Source organism: Limimaricola sp. AA108-03 (assembly GCF_050847355.1).
GTDB lineage: Bacteria > Pseudomonadota > Alphaproteobacteria > Rhodobacterales > Rhodobacteraceae > Limimaricola.
In genome coordinates this window covers 99,827-118,212 of record NZ_CP193756.1, presented here as the reverse complement: position 1 = coordinate 118,212, position 18,386 = coordinate 99,827, and the positions used below count along the sequence as shown (strand labels likewise).

Below are 18,386 nucleotides of genomic sequence, written 5' to 3'. Positions count from 1 at the left end.
TTGGGGGCCGACTTAATGTTTTCGACGATTCTCTCGGGTCTGCTGCAGACCCAGCCGCTGTTTCTGGCGATGGCCGGGGTGGTCTGCGCCGGGATGGCGCTGACGCTGGTGCTGCTGATGCGGCAGTTGGCGGTCTCCGAGGGGCGGCGGCGGCTGGTGCCGCTGGTCTGGATCGCTGCGGTCGCCGGAACTGGTGTCTGGACCACCCATTTCATCGCCATGGTCGGCTATCGGCCCGCGGCGACCGTCAGCTACGATCCCGGCATCACCGCCCTGTCGGCGCTGGCCGGGATCGTCGCGGTCGGCCTGCCGCTCGCGGTGGCGGCGCTGCAGCGCAACCGCTGGCTGCGGGCCGGGCTCGGCGGCCTCGCCGGGGCCGGGGTCGGGGTGATGCATTTCACCGGCATGGCAGCGATCCACGGCCCGATGCACCATGCCCCGGCGATGGTGGTGACGGCGCTGGTCCTCGGCGTGGCGTTCTTCGCCCCGGCAATGTGGGTCTCGGGTGTCAGCCTCGCCGCGCGCTGGCTGCGGGGCGCGGGCCTGCTGCTCGGGGTGGTCGCGCTGCATTTCACCGCCATGTCCGGCATGGGGCTGCAGATCATCGGCGGCGCGGCGGGCGAGGGGATGGACCGGCAGCTGCTGTCGAGCTTCACCGCCGTGACCACGCTGGCGCTGTGCTATGCCGCGATCACCGCGATGGTCCATCGCCGCCGGCTGAGCAGCGCCCAACGCGAGGTCGCGCGCAAGGAGGCCTCCTTCGTCGCCGCGCTGCAGAACATGTCGAACGCGCTGGTGATGGTCGACGAGGCGCGGGTGATCACCGCGATCAACCAGCGCTGCTTCGAGCTGTTCGGCATCCCCGCCGACTCGGTCGCCACCGGCGACTCCGTCGACCGGCTGGTCGCGGCGATCGAGGCCGGGCGGAGCTGGGAGCAAGACCGCCTCGCGGCGATCATCGACACCCATCTCGAGCGGATGCGCGGCACCGAGATGCTGCGCAGCGAGGAGGAGTTCGCCAATGGCCGGGTGCTGTGCATCTCCAGCCGCCGGGTGCCCACCGGCGAGGTGGTGCTGACCTTCGACGATTTCACCGAGCACCGCGCCGCCCAGGCCAAGATCGCCCACATGGCGTTCCACGACGCACTGACCGGGCTGCCCAACCGGCGCAGCTTCCGCGACCACATGGCCTCGATCATGGAGGACGCCACGCCGCGCGCGCTGCTGATGCTCGATCTCGACCACTTCAAGACGGTCAACGACACGCTCGGCCACCCGGTCGGCGACGGGCTGCTGGTGCAGGTGGCCCGGCGGCTGCTCGACGCCGCGGGCGAGGGCGCGACGGTGTTCCGGCTCGGCGGCGACGAGATGGTGGCGGTGCTCGACGGCGCCGGCGAGGTCGAGGCGACCGAGACCGGCCGCGCGATCATCGAGAGCCTGGGCCGCCCCTTCGAGATCGACGGCCACAAGATCAGCATCGGCTGCAGCATCGGCGCCAGCCTGATCGACGGCGCGACCAACACCTCCGAGGCGCTGCAGCGCGCCGATCTCGGCCTCTACCGGGCCAAGAGCCTCGGCCGCAACCGGATCCAGTTCTACGAGGACGGGATGATGGAGAAGGCGATGGCCCGCCGGCAGATGGAGAGCGACCTCGCCCAGGCGCTGAAATGCGGCGAGTTCCGGCTCGACTACCAGCCGATCTGCCGACTCTCCGACCGCGCGATCCTCGGCTTCGAGGCGCTGATCCGCTGGGACCACCCGCTGCGCGGGCTGGTCTCCCCGGCCGAGTTCATCCCGCTTTGCGAGGAGAACGGCATGATCGTTCAGATCGGCGAATGGGTGATCGAGGAGGCCTGCCGCCAACTCGCCGAATGGCCCGAAGATGTGCATGTCGCGGTCAACGTGTCGCCGATGCAGATGCGGCTGCCCTCGATCGTCGAGGTTGTGCGCCGGGCGCTGGCCGCGCATGATCTCGCGCCGCAGCGCCTGACGCTCGAGCTGACCGAGACGGCGTTGGTCCGCGACGGCGCCCATCTCGCCCGCAACCTGATCGCGCTGCGCGAGATGGGGGTGAAGATCGCGATGGACGATTTCGGCACCGGCTACTCTTCCTTTACCCATCTGCGCGATTTCGAGCTCGACCAGATCAAGATCGACCGCAGCTTCGTCAACGTGGCGCAAGAGGATCACAAGGCCTGGGCGGTGGCGCAGGCGGTGACCAACATGGCGCGCGAGCTGTCGGTCGGCGCGGTCGGCGAAGGGGTCGAGAGCTCCGAGCAGATCACCCGGCTGATGGCACTCGGCTGCGACGTGGCGCAGGGCTTCTTTCTGGGCCGCCCGATGGATGGGACCCGCGCCACGGCGCTGCTCGCCGATGCCGTCGGCAACCGTGTCGCTGCGGAATGAGCGGGGGATGAGCGCCTTGGACCGGCAGAGCCAGTGCGGTCCCGAGGTGCGAGTGCCGAACGAAGTCACTGTGAACCCAGGGGCGATATAAGATCCGATTGGAGCGTCGGGACGCCAACGGAGGTCAGGCGCGTGCCTGTGCCACTTGGGTCAAACCTCGACCGAAACGCTGCCATCGTCGGAGTTGATGCCGATATCCACCTCACCATCGATTGTCCGAATAAGAGGTTCGAGGCGGCTTCGAAGCTCCGTGACCCGGGCCTGGAGCGCCGCTCGCAACTGCTCATTTAAATCGTCCGGCCCACGGACCGAAGGCTCCCCACCACTTCGCACCAGCGTTTCATGCGCATCGATCCGTCCAGAAAAGGGCGCAGGGATCGGGTCGGATCGGGGAGCATCGTTCGCCATATGTGTTTCGCGTATAGAGGGAGAGGTTGCGTATTATATGCCGACTTGCTGGCGGTGCGCCGTGACATAGGGGCATATGCCTCTCGTGCAAGCGCGCGGAATGGCAAACGCTCGCCTGCCGAGCTGGGACAGCAGCAGGAACCGGTGCCTGAGGGTCCAACCGGTCGCCGAACATGCGGGATCTCGAGACGCTCGGCCCGCCTGGCCTGGAGGCACTCGTGCACGGTACGATCCAGTTCGCGGCATTCAGAAAGAGCCTTCTCGTGAAAGAGAGGACTACAACTCATCGAGCGACACCTGGACAAACGGGCCATCCGCACGTGCTTCGGCTATCGCATCGAGCTATGCAATCTCGATGGTATCGGCCAAAGCCGAACGGCCCGCAGGGACATACCCGACCGAGACACTCTTGACCAGAAACTTGCCGCGGCGTGAGGTCCGCAGAACACCTCGCGCCGCCGTTTCGTAGACGAATGCTTCGCAAGTTCTGTCATAAAGCCCTACACACCAACAAAAGGCAGCTCCGCCCTGGAGATATATCGATAACGACCGGGGTGGTTCTTCATTCACTCCCCTGCCCCCCAGTGCAGCGCCACGGCGGCCAGGGAGCCGCAGCGCAGTGGCGCAAAGACCATTGGCTCGGCTATCGATCTTTCCAAGGGGCTGCTTTGCGTCAGAACGGCCCCCGGCCAAACAGGCGGTTCTCATGAGGCCGGGCGAGGCCGCGGGTTATGGACGGCCTCGCTCAGCCGCACTCTGCAAGTTGGCTTTGGTCGTCCCCGGCGCGCCGCCCTGGATTCGCTCAGGGCTTTCTTCGTGAATCTGCCAACTCACCGTCCGGGCCGGCACAGGCCGACGAGGCACCGGGCCAAGCGACTTATCGACGAAGCGGCAGGTGAGGCGTCATGAGTTCACCGTATGTCACGGGGCCCTCCCGCAGCATATCCAGGCCCAGGACATTGAGCATCACGAAGATGGTTATGCCACAGCCGGTGACGATGAAGATGTAAGAAAGGATACACAGACCCTTCACAGCCAAGCTCCTGCCCGAGGCCCATCAAGGGCAACACCCACAGGTTTGACCGATACGGGGCGGGGTTGAAGCTTGTGCGAGAGGGTAATGGCGCGCTGTGTCCGCCAAGTCGCGCCGGCCCGGGCATTGCCGGCCCAAGACGGCATCACCTGCATCCGCGCCCGCGGTAACCCGCTCCCCTTGGAGATCCGTTCCGGGAACGCGCGCCTTTGAGTGACGTCGGCCCCGAAAGGGGAGCCAGCAGATTTTACGCCCTTCCCCATTTGATCCTGGCCGGCTCTCAGATGTCATGGACAGCGCCGAGAGGTTGCGCTCGCACCGGAGATGACCACGGGGACAGTTGCTTCAAAAGGGGAGCGACCGGCGTCACAGATAGTGTCCCATCGCTTGGTGTAAGAGGCCCCGCGCGGAGCCCTCGGCGTAGCGTAGCGCGTGGCCGAGTGTGACGCTGGCGGTCACCGTCGATCTTCGGAGTAGGTTCGGGTTGGGCAACCTTGAACCAGATGGAGACGACGATGACCGACGACAGAATGGCTCTGCTCGAGCTGGTTGAAAAGCAGGCTGATGGAGATCTGGTCCGCGAGATGCTGGCCTTCGCGGCCGAGCGGATCATGGAAGCAGAGGTCGAGGCGAGAACCGGCGCTGCCAAAGGCGAGCGGTCGCCGCTGCGCGAGGTTCACCGGAACGGCTACCGCGAGCGGGACTGGGACACGCGTGCCGGCCGGGTCGCGTTGGATATCCCGAAGCTGCGCAAGGGCAGCTATCTGCCCAGCTTCCTTGAACCTCGACGCACGGCCGAGAAGGCCCTCGTGGCGTTCGCCATGGGTCTCGAACCATGGCGACCTCATGGCTCACTCCAAGAGGCTTACGTCCAAGGCATTTCCACCCGCTCGGTCGACAACCTGGTGAAGGCCATGGGCGCCGGTGGAATGTCGAAGAGCCAGGTCAGTCGCCTATGCGCCGAGATCGATGAACGGGTGAACGCATTCCTGGCTCGCCCGCTGGAAGGGGCTTGGCCCTACCTCTGGCTCGACGCGACTTACGTGAAGGTCCGAGACGGCGGGCGGATCGTCAGCCGTGCCGTGATAGTGGCCGTAGCTGTCAACGGGGACGGCAAGCGCGAGGTGCTGGGCGTCGCCACGGGCCTCTCCGAGGCGTGCGCAGGACAAACAGTCCCCCGGACTGTTTTCCGATCCTGCTTACCCTTCTGGAGCGGCTTCCTGCGCAGTCTTGCCGACCGTGGCCTGCGGGGTGTGAAGCTGGTGATCGCTGACGATCACAAGGGACTCCCGCCGGGCGCGCGGCGGGTGTTTGACGCCACGCATCAGCGCTGTCGCGTTCACTGGATGAGGAACGCACTGGCCCATGCACCGGCCAAGCAGCGCACGGCCGTGGCGGCGATGCTGAAAACGATCTTCGCTCAGGAGAACAAGGCCGATGCCGAAGCCCAATGGGACGTCGTCGCCGACGCGCTGCGCGAGAAGCAGGCAACGCTTGGCGCACTAATGGACGCCTCCCGCGATGACGTGCTTGCCTACATGGATTTCCCTCGCGAGCATTGGCCCCAGATCGCGTCGACGAGCCCACTCGAACGAGTGAACCGCGAGATCAAAAGAAGGGCCGACGTCATCGGCATCTTTCCCAACGACGAGGCTATGACGGCCTCTACAATCTTGCCAATCGCCGTCTGGCGACGGTGTCGGACCGTCAGAACGCCGGTCGCTCCCTGGCGTTGAGGGTGGTGGCACGCGGAAGACGACGTTGACGTGGTCGCCGTCGATCTCGACGCGTCGGACCATCGCCCGGATGATCTCGCGCGTGCCGCTCCAGTCCAGCTTATCTAAGCCTCCACGGACCCTCTCGACAAACTCGTCCAGACGGCCGACGAGCAGTGTCAGGTTTTGCTCCGTCTCTGCGTCCGCGAGTCGCCTCTGCCGGTCCGCCTCCAGGTGGGCCAAGCGCCGCCTCATCCCATCGATGCGGGGCTCGAACTCGTCGCGCTCGATCAGCCCCTCGGCATAGCCGTCGATGAGCCGCCCGATGCCGCGGCGCAGAGCGGCGATCCGGCGCTCGAGGTCGGCGTCCTCCGCCTCGCCGGAGTCCTCGCGCGCCTGATCGAGCCGGCGCTGGTATTCCGCGGCCACACGCCCGGGATCCTCCAGGAGGGTCCGGATCTCATCCCACACGGCCTGCTCCAAACGATCGCTGCGCACCGACCTGTTGTCGCAAACCGCCTGCCCAGCGAAGCGGTGCGCATCGGTGCCCGTGCAGCGGTAGTAGCCGTACTCGGCCGGCTGCCGGCCACCCACGCGCCCGCGCGCCATCTTGCCGTAGAACGCGTAGCCGCACCGCTGGCAGACCACGAGTCCCTGCAACAGCCAGCCGGGGCGGCGCCGGAGTTCCCGACGACGACGGCGGTTCTCGTCGAGCTGCGCCTGGGCCGCCTCGAAGATCGCTGGATCAATCAGGGCCGGCACCGGAATCTCGATCCACTCCTCGTGCGGCACGGGGACTCGGGAGTTCGGCTTCCGGGCCGGCTGCGGGTGGCCGCGTAACGGTCGCAGGCGCGGTGGCGCCTGGATCCGGCGCGAGCGCCCGAAGACTGCACGTCCCACATAGGCGGTGTTGCGCAGCATCAGCGCGATCGTGGTGCTGTCCCACCGGGCCTTGCCGGTGCTCGTCGGCACTTCCGCCTCCGAAAGGCGGCGCGACACCTCCCGCAGGCTCAGGCGCTCCAGCCCGATCCAAGCGAACATCAGGCGGACCCAGCGGGCCTCCTCGGCCGAGACCTCGACGCGCGCCACCCCACCGCCGGCGTCCTTGGCGATGTAGCGGTAGCCGAAGGGCACCTTGCCCAGGGCGCTGATCAGGCCCGAGCGCGCGGCATGCCGACGTCCGCGCCGGCTGCGCTCCAGGAATTTGGCCCGCTCGTACTCAGCGATCATGCCCTGAACCTGGAGCAGAAGGTCGTCCTCGGCGCTGGTGCCGATGAGACGATTGGCGAAGACGACCTCGGTGCCGGCCCGACGAAACTCCTCGACCAACAGCACTTGGTAGGCGTAGCGCCGGGCCAGACGGTCCGGCGCAAGGACGTGGATCTGATCGAGCACGCCGGCGGCCACGGCATCGCGCAGCCGCTCCAAGGCAGGCCGCTGGAGCGTGGTGCCGCTGTAGCCCTCGTCGACGAACTCGTCGCCGGGCTCGATCGACAGGCCGGTGCTGGCGACCCGCTCACGCAGCGCCGCAAGCTGGCTGGCCACGGTGTTGCCGCGGGCCTGTCGCTCGCTCGACACCCGGGCGTAAAGCGCGAGGCGGAGCTCAGGCATGGTCACTCCTCCGCATGGTCAGCACCTCGCTGTCGCCGGGCTCCGGCTCCGGGGGCAGACGAAGCCGCCGGCGCTGGATGGGCACGAGGCGGTCGTAAGCCTCGATCAGGTACTGGGCGCTGCGACGCGTCGTCTCGAACGACACCTTGATCGTCAAAGGAGCGGGCCTGCTCGACTGGTCCATCGGCACCTCCCTCTCTAGGGGCCCGCAGGTCGGGCTGCCAGCGCAGGTTCAGCGGAGTCCGCCCGAAGCCCTCTCGGTAACGCGGCCGCAGGCGCTCGCGTTCGATCGCCACCGTCCACTCGAAATTTGCAAGATTGTGGAGGCCGTCATTGTTCGGCTCGTGGGGGCGCTGATGCTGGAGACCAATGACGAGTGGACTGTCGCGCGCCGCTACATGAGCCTTGAAACCCTCGCACGCCTTATCGACAATCCCGACATCAGGCTGCCCGCTGTGGCCTCCTGATCAAGCTTGGACCTCTCCGAAGGTCGGCGCTCTTACACCAGTCGGTGGGACACTATCGCGTCACAAGCGGAACGGCGTTCCTAACCCTTGAGGTGCTCCGATCTCAATAGGCGTATCCGCCCCCATCAGTCGTGAAGATCGGCGCGTTCTTCCTCACCTGAACTTCGTAGGTCCCGCCGCCAATGGTCCGCTCGACGGTGGTGAAAGTCCGCTCGAGGTCATCGGCTCGGGCAGACACCGTGAAGGCCAGCCAAAAACAAACAAGCGCTCCGGAGGCCATCAGGGCCAATGAAAGGGGATGGCAAATGTTCTCACTTATCATGGTCTTGGTCGCTTGAATGGGGGTGCATCGGATCAGATGGCCGAACCCTTAAAGTTGAAAAGGCGCGAAGATCCTCAAGACGCCGCGTCACGAATTCCGGTGGCATCAACTGTTGCTCGCAGACATCAGATCGACCGCCGGTTCGCCCTCGCATGCGCCATCTTCCCGACCCTCCAAGACGGCGAACTCGTATTACGGTCCCGGACAAATGCAAGTTCGGCCGCCGTTCGCCCCGCCGCCCTCCGCGCAGAACATCCATCTTCTGATAGCGCCGAATACCGGCCCCGGGGCCGCGCGCATCGCTACCGCTTTAAGCAGTTATAGCACTTCCCTTCATCTCGACGCGGGAATGCGCTCATGACCGGGACCGCCCGTTTCAGGCCCATCTCGACTTGGGCGCTTGTCGCTCTGCATGGCAGGTCCACAGGGTCGCAGGCGCGCAATGAAAGCCGCACGACTCTCAGCGATGGCGGTCCTGCCCGGGCTTGAGCCTTGGGTCAGATCTCGAGATCCACGCAGTCATCTGGCTCCAACGCGGCCAGCAGCCTGGTCCGAATGCGGTGCGCTCGTCTCGCGGCGACGATGTCGAACCCGCCACTTGCCGCCTTGGCGCGATGATGTGCCTCAACGGCCCCGCCGGGGCGATATTCGTGAGCCGCGCCGTAGGCTGCGGCGAGTGTAGACCAAGGGGCTGTTTGGGACAGCTCATCCCATAGCGCAATAAGTTCTGAGACTTGTCCCGTCGCTATCGCGTCCTCGACCAACGCTGCATTGGGAACCAACGCCCAAGCCGTGGGAGGTGCCTCCGGCGCTCCCGGGACGAGCTCAAACTCGCCATGCGGCCGGCCATGGACCGAGGAAAGAAGATGATGATAGGCATCGGACCCTTCCGTCACGCCGGTTCGAACCGGCGGGACGTCCTCGAGAAGGCGTTTGACATCGCCAATGTTAAGCGGCCTTGGCGATGTGGTGTGCAGCTCTGCCTCTTCCATCCCTTGAAAAGCCTCTGAACCCCCCGGGATCTCCGGCTGCAGGCTCAACGCAGCAGGGTAGGAGAAGGTGCAGAATTTCTCCTATGACTGCACATACCGCCAAGCGCCTTCAGCATTGTCGCGAGTACAGACACATTTCAGGCGATCCCTCCCCTACCCGGTCCCGGCACCCCTGAACTCACTCGATCGGCGAAAGTCTTCGCAAGGCGGCGCCTGACTGGTTGCCAATGATCATGGGGACGGTCAGATGTCCGGACGAGGTTCGGGATCTGTAAATCAGGCTGTTCTGCAACAGCACTTCATCTGGTTTCGGTCAGCTTCCGCACGCAGCAAGGTTGAATGCATGGCGAAGATTGCTCTGGTCGACGATAACAGAGGGTTTCTTGTTTCAGTTTCCATCGTGTTGGAAGCGGAAGGCTTCGAGGTGGAGACTTTCAGCGATGGACAGACAGCGCTGCGTTCTTTCCTGTGCCGGATGCCAGATCTTGCGGTTCTGGATCTCAAGATGCCTCGGATGGACGGGATGGAACTGCTCCAGCACCTCCGGCGAAAGAGCACTTTGCCCGTGATCGTCCTGTCCTCCCAGAATGATGAAATCGATGAAATTCTGAGCCTGCGAAAGGGTGCGGACTTCTACCTCGACAAATCCTGTTCGCAGCGTGTGCTGCTCGAGCGTATCCGCGCACTCTTGCGCCGGCAGGAAGGGCCGACGGTGGCAGAGGGAGCGTTCGAGATTGCGCCTCCTCCCCTCGCACGGGGATCGCTTGATATGGACCCGCAGCGCCATGAAGTGAAGTGGAAGGGCAAGAGCGTCTCACTCACTGTATCGGAGTTCCTGCTGCTCCAGGCGCTGGCGCAGCAGCCCGAGGTTGTGATGTCACGTGACCAGCTCATGGACGTGGTGGGTTGCAACGACGAGAGCTATGTAGGCGACCGCTCCATCGACGGGCATATCAAGCGGCTGCGGCAGAAGATGCGCGATGCAGACGCGAATTTCTCGGCGATCGAGACGATCTACAGGGTCGGCTACCGTTACCACGGAGATGGAGACGAAGTTCCGCCAGGTTGCTGAATGGAAATATGGTCTGGGAGGCGGGTCAGCTGTGACAGCCTTGGGGCTCCGAAGGTCCGGCCCGAAACCGTAAATTCATATGCCAGGAACCGTCTGCAATCGACCATCGCTTTTCTGGTCAAACGTTTACGCCAGAGCGATTGCCTGCGCCGAGGGTCACTGCCGAACCCCCTTGAGGCCAAGTAGAACATCTTCGACGGCATCAAGGGTAACCGCCGGTTTGCAAGACCGATCACCGTATCGCTCTTGGCGCCTCGTGCAGCCATGCTGATAATAACGGCGCCCTTCTAATCCTCTGCAGAGGTAAACGATAGCGCCAACGGGAGGGGTTTAGATACCCGAGACAGTGACCCGCACCCGCCGCGCAAGGATGGTGCCCTCGGACGATGGCCGGCAAGCCCCGAGGATCGAAGCGCCCCCACACCCCGATCCTCGGAGCAATGCCCGTATGAGATTTTCGGCCTTCTTCCTGCAGGAGTAGTTTATCAGCATAGATTGCTCATAAAGGAAACTGATTTACCGATCGTTGGCAGCTCAGGGCCCTGCTGTGCCGTTTCAAATAGCCAAAAACGCTATCGCGGACTATTTTGTCCGATCAATGTGGCGAAAGCATGGGCTATTCTTGGCGGTTACGTGTGGTGCATGCTTAAAAGTGTGGTGCATGCTTAAAATTGGAAACGGCAACCTTCGAAACAGTCCATACGGCGTTGCTTCAAAGCAGGATGTTACTTGGCGTGGAGGATGGCGTCGTCTCATGGAGGCGAGGTTCCTGGTATCGGAGATTTCTGCTGTCGGCGTTCGGATCGTCCCGGCCGATCCAGAGAACGGACATCACGATGCCGATGCCCGCTACGATCAGAACCGTGTAGGCTATTCGCAGTATCGTATGGATCGTTATCATGAGGCCGCTCACTTCGTTCTGTGGATTGGACCTGCTGTCCAAATACAAAGCGTGTAAGGGTGTATCCCTGAGAACCCTTTGCGGAACCTTCGGTTCCGGTTTCCTCTGTCGTCTTCCCTGGCCTGACAGTCTCGTCTGCCCTTTCGAGAGCTGGGTGCGGCCGTTGTCGTCTCCGAGCGACAGCGGAAACCGTGACGTGGAGTCGTCCTGGAAACGCGGGCTGTCTGGTCCCACTTGTAAGGAACTGCAGCCGCTTTCGTGTATTCAATGAGGATAGGGATTTGGGCCCGCAGCCTGAAGCGGGATGTCGTGGCGCTGTGGATCGCGTCGCGCGACCGACGCACCCCCTTGGCCGCGAAACTGGTGGCCGGGGCCGTCGCGGCCTATGCTCTGAGCCCAATTGACTTGATCCCCGACGTCATTCCGCTGCTGGGACAGCTGGACGATCTGCTGATCGTGCCGCTCGGGATCATGCTGGCGCTGCGTCTGATCCCGGCTCCGCTCATGCAGGAATTCCGGGAGGCCGCCCTGTCGCGATCCCGGCCGCGCAGCTCCGTCGCCGCTGCGGCTGTGATCGGTATCTGGATACTCGGGGCCGCGCTGCTGGCGATGGTCTGGCTCCGGCAGGAACCATAGCCATCGCTGAACGCGACGCCGCTCCGCAGCGGAACGGGGCGGCGACACCCTCAGTCGGCAGCCCACATCCGGTAGAGGTTGCTCTTGGCCTTGAACAGACGGTCGAAGGCCGGCAACTTGCCTTGGCTGTCTAAGACCGCGCGCGCGGCAACATCGAGATCGTGCAGGACCTCGCGCCGCTCCGCCGACCGCACCCAGCTGGTGATCCAGCCGACCACGGCCACGCACGTGCCCTGCTCGTCCGGCTCCACCCGATACTGGGCGCTGGTCGGGAAAAGCACGTCCCAGATCCGGCGGTCCAGTTTTCTGGAAGTAGGTCATATATGAGGAGCACCACGGTAGTTTGACGCCGTTTGGCTGCAACAGAAGCCTTATTCATTCGGTTGTCCAATTTTGAACTCAAGGTCACCCCCCCTCCTGTTCAGCTTCAATGCGGGCGGGTAGAAGTGTTTGCCCGAGAGCGGCCGCAAGCGCGATGGGGAATACGATCCAGATATCCAGCGCAGTGACGGCAAATCCGCCGACGAATGGCAACACGAAGGCCGGCGCCGTGAGCGCGTTCAAATAGCCGCTGTAGGCGGGTCGGCGGTCCTTCGGCGACATTGCCATGAGCAGCCCTATGACCGCGATGATCAGGCCATTCACCAGAGCCCTGAGCAGCAGGAAGACAGCCAGCAGCACCGGCATGAGCGCAGCCTGCGACGTAGGAACCATCAGCAGGGGGAGAAGCGCGATCGACGGCACGATGCGACCGGCCGTGATCCCGCGCATCAGGCGGAGCTTGCCCAACCGGTCGCCCCACCAGCCCTATTGCGGGTTGCTGAGCAAGGCGCCCACCGTCTGGGTTCCCAGCAAAAGCGCCACGTCTTGCAGGCTCATGCCCAACTTGTCTGCTGCGATCACGAAGAAGGGCGCTGCGGCGAGCACGGCGCCGCCGCACCACTGCGCGAAGACGAAGCGCCGGAACACGGCGTCGCTGCGGAAGGTCGCGGCACCCTTCTTCAGATAGGCTGCAAAACTGGCCGCCGCTTTCGGTGGGAAGCTCTCTCAGGTTCCCCATCGCGGTGAAGACGATGGACGACACCCGCATCAACGCGGCGGCGACGCCCAGAACCGCCGCGTAAGAAACAGGGAATTCGAGGGTCCGGAGCAGCCTGCTTCCCTTTTTGGATGGCACGGCCAGTGCCACGATATCGTCGTGGGGCCCAGCGACCATGCCGCCAAGACAGGCGTAGACGGTCCATAATCCGAGCGTGGCCGCGCCGAGCGCCGCCGAACTGCATCCTGCGCCTGCTCCGGCCCACAGGAAGCCGGCGAGCGCTGCGATGGCCGTCGTTCGCCCGAAGGCCCTCGGGACGTAGAACGGCATCGAGGAGCCGCTGCGCCCGGCAAGGTAGCCTACGAGGAGCTGCGGCAGGAGTCAGCCGAGCCGCAGGATCGTCGAGACGACGCTGACGGCCACCGGACCGCTGGACAGTCGAAAGACCAGTGCCGACATCCCCGTGGCGCTGTCCACCGCAGCCGATCCGGCCTGAAACGCGGTGCCGGGGCCTGCGACGTGCCAGAACCGGCGGCGGGGGGTCACCTGCCGCTCCAGTCCGCAGGCTCGACGAACAGCCCGAACCAGATCGACCACAGGCCAAGGCCGATGAAGATTGCCCCCAGCAGCCAGCGGCGGGGCTTCAACCAGTTCGCGACCTGGTCGAGCCCGCCTGCGAGGCCAGGCGCGACGGACAAGGGGATGAGCGGAAGAGTGAGCGCCAAGGCGAAGACGGACATCATCAGCACGCCGGTCGCGGCCGAGCCGCTGACGGTCGCGGTGCCGATCAGCCCAAACAGGATGGGCGCGGCGCAGGCGGGAATGTTCAACCCGAAGGCTGCACCTTGCAGGAGCGGCGCGTCGGCGATCTTCCAGCGGTCCGGCGCGAACCGGACCCGCCCGCGGAGCTTCTTGTCGCCCTTGGCGATGATCGCGATCCCGAGGCCGAGATAGATTGCCCCGAAGACCAACCACATCCCGGCCTGAACACCGATCAGGCGCTGGCCGAGGACGACGATCAGGCCGCCGAACCCGCCCATGACGCAGAGCCGCGCCAGCAGGAAGACCAGCGCCGAACCCAGCCGCTGCCGCAGCGTGCGTCCCTGTTGAGCCGAGAGGAATAGCATGTGTGCCCCGATGGTGCAGGGCTCGACAAACCGAGCAGGCCGAGGCCGAGTGCAAGCAGGATCGATTGGTCGGTAAGGCCCATGTCCCTCACTTTATTCGGTTTCGCGGTCGAAGTGCAGACAATACGGGCAGATGGCCGCCGGTTAGAACATTGATCCGATGTGGGATGCCGCTGTTGGATAGGCTGCCGACATGGCCTTCACCTGCGCCGTCGTCAGCCCCAATTTGATCGCCAAGGAGAGGACAATGATCAGCTCGGCTTAGTCTGGGCCGAACATGTGCGCGCCGAGGATCTGCCCGTCATTGCCGGTAATGACCTTCGCGCCCGCATGGCTTTCGCCTAAGCGCTTCTACAAGAACCAACCCGAGGTGTCGTTGAAACCCACATCGACATCCCCCTCTCGCGCGCCTCTTCTTCAAGCTGGCCGACCTGCGTCAGTTCGGGAATGGCAAACACCACGCTCGGCAGGCTGGTGTAGTCAGGCTCGGCTCGCTTGCCCTTCAGCATGTTCGAGGCCGCGATTTTGCCTTCGAACAGGGCCACCGGGGTCAGCGGCCTGAGAAATTCCGGCGGCCGGACGATCGGGAGAATTACGCCCGCCCTAAGTAGCATGGCGCTCGGTGGTCGGACCGAGAAGTCTGCTCTTGCGCTGACAAAACCGTTGCACAGCCCGTTGCCGACGGACATCTCGCCGACCAGCGGCGGCGCGGCGCTTCCATGTGCCGACTCTCCGGACGGCGTCTCTTTGCCGATCCGGGCGCCGGCACGAGCCCGGTCATTGTTCTGCCCAGTTCCTTCGGATCATTTCCCGCAAGACCCGATCAAAGGACAAGACGTATGAAACGAACCGCCCCGATCCTCATGGCCACTGGGCTGCTCGCGACACCTGCCCTGTCACTGACTTTTGCCGAAATCGACGCGGATGGCAGCGGCAGTCTCGACGCCGCCGAGTTTGCGAACGCTTATCCCGATGCCCCGGAAACCTACTTCATGGTCTACGATCAGAACGGCGACGGGGTGGCCAGCCCGGACGAGGTGCGCCAGGCGAGTAGGTTGCTGCGCAGCGGCGTATCAGTCGACGAATTGGATCTCGACGAGGACGGCGAGCTCGAGCGCGAGGAGGTCCAGCACGTGTTCAGCGCCGGCGCGCAGACTGCGCTGGCCAAGTTCGACGCGGATCGCGATGGAACGATCACCCTCGACGAGGTTCGTGCCTCGGACGACCCGAAAGGCGAACGCGGCCGCGGCCGGCTCAAGCAAGCGGCCAAAGATGACGACGAAACGAGGAGCGAGCGCGGCAAGCCCGAGCAGCGCGGGCGGTCCGAGGATCGCAAGCCCGCAAAGACGCGGGGAAACAGCGGCAAGAACGGCTAACTGGCGTCGGCGCATACGACATGGTTGCCGAAGCCTGCGGTTCCCTGCTGCCTCATACACACGGGGGTTTGCGAACCGCTTACCCAGCGGTCTCGTATTGAGACCTCGAGCGGCCCGGACATCCCGGGCCGCCTGCATCGCCACCATTTGCCATGGACGCCACTATTTCCGCAGATATTCGACGAGCGCGGCGATGGCGAGAACGACGAGGGCAAGGATCAGCACTCCCCAGATCCCCATTCCGAAGAACATGCCTCCGATCCGTTCGACGCCTGCTGCCCTTGCAGCCGGGGGTGCGGCTTCCGCGACCTTAGTAAGTCTCACGGTCAGCCCGAACCCGAGGGTGGCGATGGCATAACCGAGATTGCGCCAGAAGCGGTCGTTTTAGGAACTCGCAATCCGAACTCACAAGTCAGGCACAGAACCGACGGCCCTGCGGGAGAGACCCAAGCTCCAGCGGCACTGGAACCGGCGTGCCCGTGACGGGATCTGGATGCATCTCGACGGATAGCTTGTAGACATGGTTGACGAGCTCGGCGGTCAGAACCTTTTGGGGCGCTCCGGCCGCCACGATCCGCCCCTCTTGCATGATCACCAGTCGATCGGCGTATCGCGCGGCCTGAGCGATATCATGCAGCACGACCACACAGCTCCTGCCCTCCCGGGCAAGCCCCTTCATGAGCCGAAGAACCTCTACCTGGTGCTGGATATCCAGCCAGTTGGTGGGCTCGTCAAACAACATTGCCGGCGCATCCTGGGCCAAGGCCATGGCGATGAAGACCCGCTGGCGCTGACCGCCTGAAAGAGTGTCTACTTCGCGCTCAGCGAGCTCCGTCAAATCGAGCCGCTCCATCGCACGTGCGACGTGCTCGCGATCCACCTCGGTCTGCATGCCTAAGAAATTCTGATGCGGCGCCCGCCCGTAGCCCACCAGCTCTGCCACCTTGCTTCCAGGCGGGGCCAGGTTTTCTTGCGGCAAAAGCGCCACCCGGCGCGCCAGAGCGCGTGGCGTCAGCCGGGCTGCATCCTCACCTCCTATCGTGATCTTCCCGGCCATGGGCCAGAGCTGGCGAGACATCACCTTCAGCAATGTGGATTTGCCGCAGCCGTTGGGGCCGATGAGCGCTGTCAGAGAGCCGGACGGAAATTCAACGGAGGCGGGCGCCAACCGGAAGGCGCGGTAACCCGCTTCAACATCATGGAGGTGGATCATCACTGTCTCCCTGTGCGGCGGCTCTCGACCAGAAGGAGCCAGATGAAGAACGGCGCCCCGAACAGCGCCGTCAAGATGCCGGCCGATATCTCGATTGGCGGCAGTATGGAGCGACCTGCCACATCCGCGCCGGCGCAGAGGATCGCGCCGATCAGCCCTGCGGCTGGCAGCAGGGACCGATGCCGGCTCCCCACGAGCCGAACAGCGATGTGGGGCGCCATCAGGCCAATGAAACCAACCACGCCGACTGCGCTCACCGACAGTGCGGCAAGGAGCACACCGATCAGGAGCAGAAGGCCCCGCTCGACACCAATGCGCACACCGAGAGCGGAGGCGCGCTGGGGTCCCAGATACTGAAGATCGAGCCGGAAAGACAACAGCATCGCAAGCGTCATCAAGACGCACAAAGCAGGCGCCACGGAGGCCAGGTGCGTCCATCCACGGCCCCAGAGGCTTCCGGTCAGCCACACCAGAGGGGCGGAAAATTCCGGGCCGGTCTGCGTCACCAGAAGGAATTCGACGCCTGCCTCCATGACAAAGCCGACGGCAATGCCGACGAGCGTCAGGCGGGCCGCGTCAAGAGAGAGGCGCCCCGCCATCAGCCACACCACTGCCCCTGCGACCATCCCTCCGACCACAGCCGCGAGCGGTGTCAATCGCGCTGCGGCATCGGGCAAAAGAAAGGCACAAAGCAGAACGGCGAAAGCCGCGCCGGAGTTGATCCCGACGATCTTGGGGCTGGCAAGCGGGTTGCGCAGCAGAGATTGGATGATTGCGCCGGATAGACCCAGCGCTGCCCCAGTCACCGCCGCCAGCAGTGTCCGGGGTAGCCGGGAATTAAGGATGATGAAGTCCTGCCGTGGGCCATCCCATCCCAGAAGCGTGTTGAGCACGGTTGAGGCCGGCACATTGACCGCTCCGGTGGCAAGGCCCAAAAACACGATCGCGAGCAGGCAAAGCCCGAGCCAGACCAGCGTTAAAAGGGTCCGGGACCGGTTGTTCCCCCAGCTTCGTTGTTTGGCAGCCATCTCAGCCACGTGCCTGTCCCTTTCGCATCAGGACGATGACCAGAAACCAAGGCGCACCGATCATCGACACGACCACACCAATCGGAATTTCCGCGAAGCCGGGCCAGAGCTTCGAGCCCGCGTCAGCCCATGCCATGAGGCCCGCGCCAAGCGCGGCCGTGACGGGCACGAGCTTCCGGTGATCCGCCCCCGTCAGCGCCTTCGCAAGATGCGGAACGACAAGGCCAGCGAACGCAATGGGGCCCGCGACAGAGACGCAGACGCTTGTCAGTGCAGATGCGACACCTGCACCGATCAGCAACGTCCGCCGCGGGTCGGCACCCAACCCGTGGCTGGCCGCCTGTCCAAGCGCCATCAGGTTCAACCGCTGGGCCATTGCGAGGGCCGCCAAGCTCCCCAAAAGAGCTGTCGCTCCCAGTCGCGCCGCCTCGGGCAGCCGCACACCACCGATATCGCCGACTGTCCACCGCACAACCTGCCGAGCAAGATCGTCCTCGAGCGTATAGCCCAGCCGGACCGCTGCAAATCCCAGGGCCCCGACCGCAATGCCTCCCAGAATAAGGCGCAGCGAGTCGATCCGCCCAGTGAAAGCGCCCGATATGGCGAAGGTGGCCGTGATGGCAACAAGGCCGAACAGGGTGGCCAGAAGCGGTTGGGGAACGCCGGAGAGAGATGGCACCAACAGTCCCAGAACGATGCCCAAGGCCGCCCCCTGGTTGATCCCGAGCAGTCCCGGGGCCGCAAGCGCATTTCGTGTGATAGCCTGGAGGATCAAGCCCGCCAGTCCGAGATTGATCCCAAGGAAAACTGCGGTCAGCGTGCGTGGCACACGGATATCGCGCATCGTCTGCTGCGCAAGCGTCGCCTCGGCCCCGGCGAACAATCCCGAGATGTCAGCGAGGCCGACGTCGCTTCGCCCCCCGGTGCTCAAGGAGAGAGCGCCGCCACAGAGAAGGGCGGCGGCCGCGAGGGCGGGCAGCGCTGCCCGGCGCCACCTCATCGCGCCACTCCGGGCGGGCTGGCCCTGGAGCGACAGCATT

At 64.5% G+C, this 18,386-nt stretch carries 16 protein-coding genes and 3 pseudogenes; 6 read left to right on the top strand and 13 right to left on the bottom strand.

Annotation, left to right across the window (positions count from 1 at the left end):
* Window positions 1–15: 15 nt before the first annotated feature.
* The gene (locus ACRAQ3_RS16195) at window positions 16–2,406 is read left to right on the top strand and encodes a bifunctional diguanylate cyclase/phosphodiesterase (RefSeq protein ID WP_432256527.1); all 2,391 of its coding nucleotides are present in this window, start codon (window positions 16–18) and stop codon (window positions 2,404–2,406) included.
* A 150-nt stretch (window positions 2,407–2,556) separates the two neighbouring features.
* Here ACRAQ3_RS16195 and ACRAQ3_RS16190 read toward each other — a convergent pair whose 3' ends face one another.
* Window positions 2,557–2,814 (bottom strand): hypothetical protein, encoded by a 258-nt coding sequence (locus ACRAQ3_RS16190; RefSeq protein ID WP_432256526.1) that lies wholly within the window; start codon window positions 2,812–2,814, stop codon window positions 2,557–2,559.
* Between the two features lie 1,548 nt (window positions 2,815–4,362).
* On the opposite strand from ACRAQ3_RS16190, the pseudogene ACRAQ3_RS16185 reads away from it, so the two are divergent.
* Window positions 4,363–5,505, top strand: a pseudogene (locus tag ACRAQ3_RS16185) (IS256 family transposase); the annotation flags it as partial.
* 522 nt (window positions 5,506–6,027) lie between these two features.
* Here the strand turns inward: ACRAQ3_RS16185 and ACRAQ3_RS16180 are convergent.
* Window positions 6,028–7,173, bottom strand: a pseudogene (locus ACRAQ3_RS16180) (recombinase family protein); the annotation flags it as partial.
* Entirely contained in the window at window positions 7,166–7,330 is a 165-nt protein-coding gene (locus ACRAQ3_RS16175; protein WP_432256525.1) for a hypothetical protein, read from the bottom strand. The pseudogene ACRAQ3_RS16180 and the gene ACRAQ3_RS16175, both read right to left, overlap by 8 nt.
* A 166-nt stretch (window positions 7,331–7,496) precedes the next feature.
* Here ACRAQ3_RS16175 and ACRAQ3_RS16170 point away from each other — a divergent pair.
* Window positions 7,497–7,640, top strand: a pseudogene (locus tag ACRAQ3_RS16170) (IS256 family transposase); the annotation flags it as partial.
* Window positions 7,641–8,459: 819 nt separating this feature from the next.
* On the opposite strand, the gene ACRAQ3_RS16165 reads toward ACRAQ3_RS16170, so the two are convergent.
* Window positions 8,460–8,954 (bottom strand): hypothetical protein, encoded by a 495-nt coding sequence (locus tag ACRAQ3_RS16165; RefSeq protein ID WP_432256524.1) that lies wholly within the window; start codon window positions 8,952–8,954, stop codon window positions 8,460–8,462.
* Window positions 8,955–9,297: 343 nt separating this feature from the next.
* Between ACRAQ3_RS16165 and ACRAQ3_RS16160 the strand changes: the two genes are divergently transcribed.
* The gene (locus ACRAQ3_RS16160) at window positions 9,298–10,026 is read left to right on the top strand and encodes a response regulator transcription factor (protein ID WP_432256523.1); all 729 of its coding nucleotides are present in this window, start codon (window positions 9,298–9,300) and stop codon (window positions 10,024–10,026) included.
* A gap of 1,168 nt (window positions 10,027–11,194) precedes the next feature.
* Entirely contained in the window at window positions 11,195–11,563 is a 369-nt protein-coding gene (locus ACRAQ3_RS16155; RefSeq protein WP_432256522.1) for a YkvA family protein, read from the top strand.
* Between the two features lie 50 nt (window positions 11,564–11,613).
* Here the strand turns inward: ACRAQ3_RS16155 and ACRAQ3_RS16150 are convergent, their stop codons facing one another.
* From ACRAQ3_RS16150 to ACRAQ3_RS16125, 6 genes are all read right to left on the bottom strand, one after another.
* Window positions 11,614–11,844 carry a hypothetical protein gene (locus ACRAQ3_RS16150; RefSeq protein WP_432256521.1) on the bottom strand — a complete coding sequence of 77 codons (231 nt, stop codon included), beginning with the start codon at window positions 11,842–11,844 and terminating at the stop codon, window positions 11,614–11,616.
* A gap of 124 nt (window positions 11,845–11,968) precedes the next feature.
* Window positions 11,969–12,334, bottom strand: a complete 366-nt coding sequence (locus ACRAQ3_RS16145) for a hypothetical protein (RefSeq protein WP_432256520.1) — start codon at window positions 12,332–12,334, stop codon at window positions 11,969–11,971.
* Window positions 12,335–12,370: 36 nt separating this feature from the next.
* A complete protein-coding gene (locus tag ACRAQ3_RS16140; protein WP_432256519.1) occupies window positions 12,371–12,532 on the bottom strand; it encodes a hypothetical protein in 162 nt (53 codons plus the stop codon).
* A 451-nt stretch (window positions 12,533–12,983) separates the two neighbouring features.
* Complete coding sequence (locus tag ACRAQ3_RS16135) at window positions 12,984–13,148, bottom strand: hypothetical protein (protein WP_432256518.1); 165 nt, start codon at window positions 13,146–13,148, stop codon at window positions 12,984–12,986.
* A complete protein-coding gene (locus ACRAQ3_RS16130) occupies window positions 13,145–13,729 on the bottom strand; it encodes a cytochrome c biogenesis protein CcdA (protein ID WP_432256517.1) in 585 nt (194 codons plus the stop codon). The genes ACRAQ3_RS16135 and ACRAQ3_RS16130 overlap by 4 nt, the downstream gene beginning before the upstream one ends.
* Before the next feature lie 341 nt (window positions 13,730–14,070).
* Window positions 14,071–14,418 (bottom strand): hypothetical protein, encoded by a 348-nt coding sequence (locus ACRAQ3_RS16125; protein WP_432256516.1) that lies wholly within the window; start codon window positions 14,416–14,418, stop codon window positions 14,071–14,073.
* Between the two features lie 150 nt (window positions 14,419–14,568).
* On the opposite strand from ACRAQ3_RS16125, the gene ACRAQ3_RS16120 reads away from it, so the two are divergent.
* Window positions 14,569–15,105 carry an EF-hand domain-containing protein gene (locus ACRAQ3_RS16120; RefSeq protein ID WP_432256515.1) on the top strand — a complete coding sequence of 179 codons (537 nt, stop codon included), beginning with the start codon at window positions 14,569–14,571 and terminating at the stop codon, window positions 15,103–15,105.
* Between the two features lie 412 nt (window positions 15,106–15,517).
* On the opposite strand, the gene ACRAQ3_RS16115 is transcribed toward ACRAQ3_RS16120, so the two are convergent.
* The 3 genes from ACRAQ3_RS16115 to ACRAQ3_RS16105 are packed head-to-tail and all read right to left on the bottom strand — an operon-like array spanning window position 15,518 to window position 18,385.
* Window positions 15,518–16,318 (bottom strand): ABC transporter ATP-binding protein, encoded by an 801-nt coding sequence (locus ACRAQ3_RS16115; protein ID WP_432256514.1) that lies wholly within the window; start codon window positions 16,316–16,318, stop codon window positions 15,518–15,520.
* Window positions 16,318–17,346, bottom strand: coding sequence for a FecCD family ABC transporter permease (locus ACRAQ3_RS16110; protein WP_432256567.1), 1,029 nt, complete (start codon window positions 17,344–17,346; stop codon window positions 16,318–16,320). The genes ACRAQ3_RS16115 and ACRAQ3_RS16110 overlap by 1 nt, the downstream gene beginning before the upstream one ends.
* Window position 17,347: 1 nt before the next feature.
* The gene (locus ACRAQ3_RS16105) at window positions 17,348–18,385 is read right to left on the bottom strand and encodes a FecCD family ABC transporter permease (protein WP_432256513.1); all 1,038 of its coding nucleotides are present in this window, start codon (window positions 18,383–18,385) and stop codon (window positions 17,348–17,350) included.
* Window position 18,386 lies beyond the last annotated feature (1 nt).